Annotated in this window: 5 protein-coding genes; 1 reads left to right on the top strand and 4 read right to left on the bottom strand. The window is 69.5% G+C overall.

The window, feature by feature from the left end; all coding sequences use genetic code 11:
• Positions 1–135: 135 nt before the first annotated feature.
• Genes ABT061_RS36300 through ABT061_RS36285 form a run of 4 tightly spaced genes read right to left on the bottom strand, consistent with a single transcriptional unit; the run spans position 136 to position 5,019 of the window.
• Entirely contained in the window at positions 136–1,656 is a 1,521-nt protein-coding gene (locus tag ABT061_RS36300) for an ABC transporter ATP-binding protein (protein ID WP_350926633.1), read from the bottom strand.
• Positions 1,653–2,483, bottom strand: coding sequence for an ABC transporter permease (locus ABT061_RS36295; RefSeq protein ID WP_350926631.1), 831 nt, complete (start codon positions 2,481–2,483; stop codon positions 1,653–1,655). Before ABT061_RS36295 ends, ABT061_RS36300 begins: the two co-directional genes overlap by 4 nt.
• Positions 2,480–3,478 (bottom strand): ABC transporter permease, encoded by a 999-nt coding sequence (locus ABT061_RS36290; protein WP_350926629.1) that lies wholly within the window; start codon positions 3,476–3,478, stop codon positions 2,480–2,482. Before ABT061_RS36290 ends, ABT061_RS36295 begins: the two co-directional genes overlap by 4 nt.
• A complete protein-coding gene (locus tag ABT061_RS36285; protein WP_350926627.1) occupies positions 3,466–5,019 on the bottom strand; it encodes an ABC transporter substrate-binding protein in 1,554 nt (517 codons plus the stop codon). Before ABT061_RS36285 ends, ABT061_RS36290 begins: the two co-directional genes overlap by 13 nt.
• A gap of 380 nt (positions 5,020–5,399) precedes the next feature.
• Here ABT061_RS36285 and ABT061_RS36280 point away from each other — a divergent pair, with 380 nt between their 5' ends.
• The gene (locus ABT061_RS36280) at positions 5,400–6,818 is read left to right on the top strand and encodes an MATE family efflux transporter (RefSeq protein WP_350926625.1); all 1,419 of its coding nucleotides are present in this window, start codon (positions 5,400–5,402) and stop codon (positions 6,816–6,818) included.
• The last annotated feature ends 9 nt before the right edge of the window (positions 6,819–6,827 follow it).

Below are 6,827 nucleotides of genomic sequence, written 5' to 3'. Positions count from 1 at the left end.
CAAGGGCCGCGCCTGGTCGGCCGTGGGCTTCTGGCCGAGGAGCTTGCCGAACTCGGTCATGAACGGCCCCGCGGTGCTGCCGACCGTGCTCGTGGCGCCGGCCGTGGATATGGCCGATTCGCGGGATCAGATGAGTCAAACGGTCGGCAGGAGCGTTGCGGTGGGGCCGTACTGGGTGAGCCTGCCGGTGTCCAGTAGGTGCATGGTCTCGGTGTAGGCGCCGATCAGGTGAAGTTCGTGGCTGACCAGCGCGATGGCCATGTCGCGTTCGGTACGCAGGCGTTGCAGCAGTTCCATGATGGCGGTGGCCGTGTCCGGGTCGAGGGCGGAGGTGATCTCGTCGCAGAGCAGGTAGTCGGGTTCGGTGGCCAGGGCGCGGGCGATGGAGACGCGCTGACGCTGGCCGCCTGACAGCTCGGCGGGATAGCGGTGGGCGAAGTCGGCGGGTAGCTCGACCTGCCGGAGTAGTTCCGCGACCCGGTCGCGTGCCTGGTTCCTGGTGAGGGAGCGGTGCAGCCGGAGCGGACGAGCCAGAGCGGCGCCGACGGTGCGGGAGGGGTTGAGTGCGTCCAGCGGGTTCTGCGGAACCAGTTGGACGCGCCGGAGGTGTTCGCGTCGCCGGCTACGCGCCGTGGCGGCGAGGGGATGACCGTGGAGGGTAAGGGTACCGGAGTCGGGCTTGTGCAGGCCGGCCAGGACGCGTAGCAGGGTGGTCTTTCCGGAGCCGGAAGGCCCGACGATGCCGGTGGCGGAGCCGGGTGGTGCGGTGAAGTCCACGGCATCGAGGGCGTGCTGGATGCCGCCCCGATGCCGGAAGGCGACGCTGAGGCCGTGTGCGGCGATCCCCTCGGCCGTGGAGGGTTTCTTCTCCGGGGTGCCCGTGGACGATGCGGATCGGGGGGCGGACGGGCGGGGCTGCGGCGGTGGGCAGAGGCGGACGACGCGGTCGGCGCAGGCATCGGCGAGTTCGGGGTCGTGGCAGGCCATGATGATGGCTAGGTCACGCGTGTTCGCGAGGTGGCGTAGCAGGTCGGCGATGTCGTCGCGCAGCGCGGTGTCGAGTCCGGCGGTGGGCTCGTCGAGCAGCAGGATGTCCGGGGTGCGGGCCAGCGCGCGGGCGAGGGCGACGCGACGTTGCTGGCCGCCGGAGACGGCGGTTGGCCGCCGGTCGGGCAGCCCGTCGTCGGTGGGCAGCCGGCATTCGCGCAGCAGGCCGAGGACGGCCTGCTCACTGGTGTCGGTGGCAGTCTCGGCGACCAGCCGACGGATCTTCATCCGTGGGTTGAGGGCGGATCCGGGGTCTTGCCCGACGTAGGCGAGGCGGTTGCGTCGCAGTTCGCGCAGTGCCTCGGGAGACAAGGCCGAGGGATCGTGCCCCAGGACGTCCAGGGTTCCGGCGGATATGACGGCGCCTGTCGGGAGGTGGCCGAGAACGGCGCGGAGCAGCGTGGTCTTGCCGCATCCGGAGACGCCTGTCAGTGCGATGATCTGGCCCGCGTGGATGCTCAGGCCGACAGGCCGGAGCAGGACCGGGCCACCGGGAATGCGTATTTCGAGGTCGGTGACTCTCACCAGGGGCGCGGCACCGCTCATGGCCGGGGTGGTCGTTTCGTCCGGGACGCCCTGGGAGGCGGCTGAACGGGCGAAGTAGCTCACGAGACGGTCACCGCCTTACGTGCGAAGCGAGGGGTGAGTGAAGCGGAGGCGAGGTTGACGCTGACGGCGAGGGCGGCGATGGCCAAGCCGGGAGCGACCACGGCCCAGGGGTTGAGGAGGATGCCGGGTGCGTTCTCGCGGATCATCAACGCCCAGTCCGCGGCGGGGGGTTGCGGGCCGATTTGCAGGAAGCCCGCCATGGATATGACGTAGACGGCTTCGACGAAGCGCAGGCCGAACAGGGCCAGCACGGTGGCGCGCAGGTTGGGCAGCAGCTCGCGCAGGGCCAGGTACCAGAGCTTTTCGCCACGGGCGGTGGCGGCTTCGATATAGCCGGCCCTGGTGAGGGGAGCGGCGGCGCTGGCGACGATGCGGACGGCGTAAGGGGTGCCCAGGACGATGGCTGCGATGATGACGGCCACGCGTCCGCCGCCGGGCCAGGCAAGGGCCAGAAGCATGATGCCCAGGATGGGCGGCAGCAAGATGACAACGTCGGCGGTGCGTTCGACGGCGTGACCGAGGGTGGGGCGCAAGACGGCGAAGCAGCCCAGGAGGGTGGCCAGCAGGGTGATGACGACGGCCACGATCAGGGCGCTGCCGATCAGGGCTGTGCCGCCGTCCAGGAGACGGCTCAGAACGTCACGTCCGAGCTGGTCGCCGCCGAGAGGCGCGCCGTCGCCGGGCGGCGCGTAAGGGGCGGTGATCGGCGTGTCGATGGGGTGGGCGGCCAGCAGCGGGCCGATGAGGGCAAGCAGGACGAGAAGCAGACCGGGTGCGATGCGGCGCAGAGCACGGGGCCGGGGGGCCGCGGTGGTGATGGCGCTCATGGGCGTACTCCCAGGACGCGGGCGCGGATCAGGTCGGCGGCCAGTAGAACGAGGCTGATGGTGGCACCGGCGCAGATGACGACGCCGGCGATGAGCGGCGTGTCCCGGTTGGCGATGGCACCGGCCAGGACGCTGCCGATCCCCGGATAGTTGAACAGGGTCTCCACGGCCACGGCGCCGCCCAGGAGCATGCCGGTCGAGGTCGCGATGCCGGTGGCGATGGCGGGTACCGCGCCGGGCAGGGCGTGGCGCAGCACCACCTGGTGGGCTGGCAGGCCGTCCAGGTGGGCGGCTTCGACGTGCGGCGTGGCGGCCTGGTCGGCGAGTGCGCCGCGCACGATCCGGGTGTTCCAGCCGGTCTGGGGGATGACCAGGGCCAGCACCGGCATGATCAGCATGGTCCAGGTGGCGGGGGCGCCGTCGGCGCCGGTGACGGTGACGGCGGGCAGCCAGCCTGTCCACAGCGACAGGACGAGCAACAACGCGACGGAGACGACGAATTCGGGTACGGCGAACGCGGAGGTGGCCACGTGCCCGATGATCCGGTCGGTCAGGCCGCCGGGCCTGGCCGCAGCCCAGCACCCCAGGACCAGCGATGCGGCGACGGTGAGGGCGAAGGCGCTCACGCCCAGCAGGAGGGTGTTGGGGAAGGGGTCGGCGAGCAGGTCGGTGACCTTCTCGCCGCGGGCGGAGGTGCCCAGGTCGCCGGTGGGCAGGGCGGTCATCCAGTCCCAGAGGCGTTCCCACACGGGCCGGTCCAGGCCGAGCAGGTGACGTCGTGCTGCCACGTCGGCGGCGCTTTCGCCCCGTTCGGCGGTCGCGGTGGCGGCGTCGCCGGGCAGGAGTTCCACGGCGGCGAACACCACGGCGAGGAGCACGGCGAGCATCAGCACACGCCGGGCCACGACCGCGGCGACGCGAGCGAGAAGGGGGGCGGTACGGCACAGCGCGGTGGCCACCGCGCTGTTTTTGGCCGTCCGGCTCAACGCAGCCACACGTTCTCGAGTTGGACACGGCCGTAGCCGGCGAGTCTGGGCAGGTTCTGGACCTTGTCGGTGGCGAGGTCGATGCCGTCGGCCATGCCCCACAGCAGGTAGCCGGACCTGTCGAACTCGATCTTTTGCAGGTCGTGCAGGGCCGTGGCACGTGCCGTGGCGTCGGTGGTGGCGAGGACCTTGCGGTAGGCGGCGTCGAAGTCCTTGTCGGCCCAGGCGGCTTCGTTCTGCCCGGCCTCACCGACCATGGTCTTGGAAGCGAAGAACACCACGGAGTCGTTGGTGCCCCAGTAGGTGGTGTACAGGTCGCCCTTGAGCCAGGTCTTCTCGTAGAAGGCGCCGGACTCCTGCTTGACAATGTTGATCTTGATGCCTGCCTCCTGGGCCTGGGAGGCGAACAGGGTCGCGGATTCGGCGAGTCCGGGGATGTCCTCGGTGGTGACCAGCTCGTAGGTCTTGGAGAAGTCGAACCCCGCCTCCGTGAGCAGCCGCCTGGCCGTGGCCAGGTCACGCTTGCGCTGCGGGATGTCCTTGGCATAGTTGGGGTCCGCGGTGCCCATGATGTCGTTGGCGACGGTGCCGTACCCCGACAGGACCTGCTTGACCATGGCCTCACGGTCGACGACCAGACGCAGTGCCTCCCGGACGCGCGCGTCGGCGAACGGGCCGCTCGCGGTACGCATCACCAGGGGCATCGACATGTCGTTGGGGCGGCGGACGACCTGGATGTCCTTGCGGGACTGGGCGGTCCTCGCGGCGATGGCACCGGCGTTGGAAGCGACGTCGATCTGCCCGGCGAGCAGGGCGTTGGCCATCGCCTGCGGGGTCTCGAACATGGTCACCTCGATGGCGTCGAGGTGGACGGTGCCGCCGTACCACTGGTCGTTGCGTACCAGGCGGGCGTTGCCGCCGCGGTACCAGTCGAGCTTGAACGGGCCGGTGCCCGGCGCCTTCTCCAGCGCGTCGTCGGACGTGTCCTTCTTCAGGACGAACGTGGTCAGGCGCGTCAGAAGCGGGAGTTCGGCGTTGGCGTAGTCGGAGACCAGCACGACGGTGTCGGTGCCGTCGGCGGTGATGTTCTCCGTCTTGATACCGGGCAGACGCGCGGCGCCGGACGGGGTGTCGCGAAGGCGGCGTAGCGACCAGACGACGTCCTCGGCGGTGACCGGGCCGCCGTCGTGGAAGACGGCCCCCTGGGCAATTTTGAAGCGCCAGGTCTTCAGGTCCTCTGAGGACTCCCAGGAGGTGGCCAGGCGCGGCATGGTGTTGGGCTTGGCGCCCGGCACGGTGAGCGTGTCGTAGACCAGGGCAAGGACCAGGTAGTCGCTCTCGTTGCCCTGGGTGCCGTGCGGGTCGCGGGTGATGGCACTGGCCCGGCCGAGGGCGCCGATCCGCAGGGTGCCGCCCTTCTTGGGCGTGCCGTCCGCGGCCGCGGCCGCAGGCTCGGCCGAGCCGTCGCCGCCCCCCGAACAGGCGGCGAGCAGTGCCGCCATGCCGATCGCTCCGCCGGCCCACAGCATCTGGCGCCTGTTGATATCCACGTACGTCCTCGATCCACTGCAAAGCAATGATGTTGCTTAGGGTTGGCTATCCTAATGTCATCCGTCCCGGGCAAGACATCGAGGTCGGAGAACAGCGGAACGAAGAGTCCTGCCACAACCTTCTCCGAGGTGGGGACGGCGCCGGCCGGTGGTGCCCCCACCGGCGGCTCCGCGGGCGGCGTCGTTCACAGGGAACTGACCCGCCTGTCGTCACCTCCTCCGGACACGACTATGGTCACCCTCGTCAACGACGGAGGAGAAAACCACATGGACACCGTCTTCGACGACGACTGGCCGCAAGCCCGCGACCTTCTCGATCCCGAAGCGGAACGGGAGATCGGCGAGCTCCCCACCGAACCGCGCAGGAACCGATAACCCCCATGCTGACCACCCTTCTCCGCGACAGCCGCGCCCTGGCCGCCCTCGCCGTCCCGCTCATCCTCACCCAGCTCGCCCAGGTCGCCCTGACCACCACCGACACCGTGATGATGGGTCTGCTCGGCACTCGGGAACTGGCCGCGGGCGGCCTGGCCATCGTCATCTTCAATCAGTTGCGCACCATGGGCGTCGGTCTGCTCACCTCCGTCGGCAACCAGATAGCAGCAGCCGCGGCCCGCGCCGAGCAGGCCGCAACCAGCGACGGCAAGGACAAGGAAGCCGCAGGAAAGGGAGAAACACAAGAGGAGGTGCACAGGATCATCCGGGCGAGCATGGCCGTGGCCACACTCGCCGGTATCGCCGGGGGCGCCCTCATGATCCTCATCGGCCAGGCTCTGACCTGGCTCGGACAAGACGCCGCGGTCGTCGAACGCGCCCAGAGCATGCTGATCGCCCTGGCCCCGGGCCTGCTGCCCTGCCTGTGGTTTCAGGCCATCCGCCAGTTCACCGTCGGCATGCGACGCCCCCAAGCCCTGCTGCAGATCACTATCGCGTCCATCGCTGTCAACGCGGGCCTGAACTGGATCCTCATCCACGGCACCTGGGGACTGCCCCGTCTGGGCCTGACCGGCATCGGAGTCGCCACCTCCAGCGTCTACCTCCTGTCCTTCCTCGCCCTGTACATCTCGGTGAGGAAGGACAGCGAGCTGGCACCTTTGCTCGCCCTGAATGCCGCCAAAGCCGATCCGGCCACCATCAAGCGGCTCATCGGCCTCGGTGTGCCGATCGCGGCCACCTACGGCTCAGAGGCCGGGTTCTTCTCCATCACCGCACTGATGGCCGGATCTTTCGGGCCTGCGGCCCTCGCTGCGCACACCGCCGTCAACCAGCTCGTCTACATCGTCTTCCAGGTCGCCGTCGGCCTTTCCCACGCCGCGTCCATCAACGTCAGCCGTGAACTCGCTCTCGGCCGCATCGATGACGCACGACGCATCAAAAACACCGCACTCGCCTGTGCCGCAGCCGTCATGACCGTCGTCGGCGTCGCCTACCTCGGACTGCCCCGGCTGGTCCTGGCCCCGTTCCTGTACTCCGGTTCCGACCAAGCCCTCAGCATCGCCACCCACCTGCTCATGGTCACCGCCTTCCTCCAGTTCTTCGACTGCGCGCAGAACATCGGCGTGGGACTTCTGCGTGGCCTCGACGACACCAAGGGCGGCTTCCGGATCACCCTCATCGGCTACTGGGGCGTCGGACTCCCCGTCTCCTGGCTCCTGGCCTACCCCCTGGGCCTCGACACCATCGGTATCTGGCTCGGCCTGCTCACCGGTCTGGCCACCACCGCCGTACTCCTCCTACGCCGCTACTCCGGCTCCCTCACCACCCGCGCCGACGCCCAGCACGCCGTCGCTTCCGCGTAGCGGAGCCGC

Origin of the sequence: Streptosporangium sp. NPDC002544, from assembly GCF_040295965.1 — a bacterium.
In the GTDB taxonomy this organism is placed as follows: domain Bacteria; phylum Actinomycetota; class Actinomycetes; order Streptosporangiales; family Streptosporangiaceae; genus Streptosporangium.
Note: the sequence above shows the minus strand (reverse complement) of the source record. Positions and strands in the feature narration are given on the sequence as shown.